Raw genomic sequence first — 674 nt, forward strand, 5'->3', positions numbered from 1 at the left:
CTGAACCTCCACACGAATGAATTCGGTGGATTCTAAGGTACTTAAAGGCACTTCCTCTAAAACTATGGTATCTGTTTTAGAGACTAATGCTGTTCCCTTAGACTTTCATGGACAACGCTTGTCCTATTGGACTACGTTACCGTCTTGTCGGCTCGGTTCAAAACCTTATTGCTAATGAGTGGTTTATAGTCCCATACTTGCCAATGTATGTTCACTTGTTCTTAATCTATCAATCTCGATGTCGTGGGAAGTTTTAAAGGTTACCAATTTTCGTTACAATCACCAGTGTCGATTTCACATAAATTATCCTTCACATTCATAATCAAAAATGCACTATACAAATCACGCTGTACCTTCATTCCGTTAAAGTCGTTCCAACGTTCACTTACTTTTTTCTTTAGGTATTCTCCGTTAAAATGATTGAACTGACTTGCTTTTACATGAAAGGTATCTATCTTTTTCAACTCATTACCAGCATATTTCAACTTGTTATCCAAAATGTTCAGAAGCATGGATGGGGCTTTATTTAATAAGGATTTTCCATAACGTTTTTTACGATTTATCCTACCTGTTTTTTCGTTAACGGTTGTCTTTTTGGTTCGCCTTTGAAGTCCTTTATAGTTCATCGTTTCTACCTTTACATCATCACCAAGAGAGAGTATCCAGTTCGCCAT

At 36.8% G+C, this 674-nt stretch carries 1 pseudogene; it reads right to left on the bottom strand.

The annotated features are described in order from the left end of the window. Positions 1–260: 260 nt before the first annotated feature. Positions 261–674: pseudogene (locus QA612_RS22470) on the bottom strand (RNA-guided endonuclease TnpB family protein); the annotation flags it as partial.

This window comes from Evansella sp. AB-P1, from assembly GCF_029688925.1.
Lineage (GTDB): Bacteria > Bacillota > Bacilli > Bacillales > Salisediminibacteriaceae > Evansella.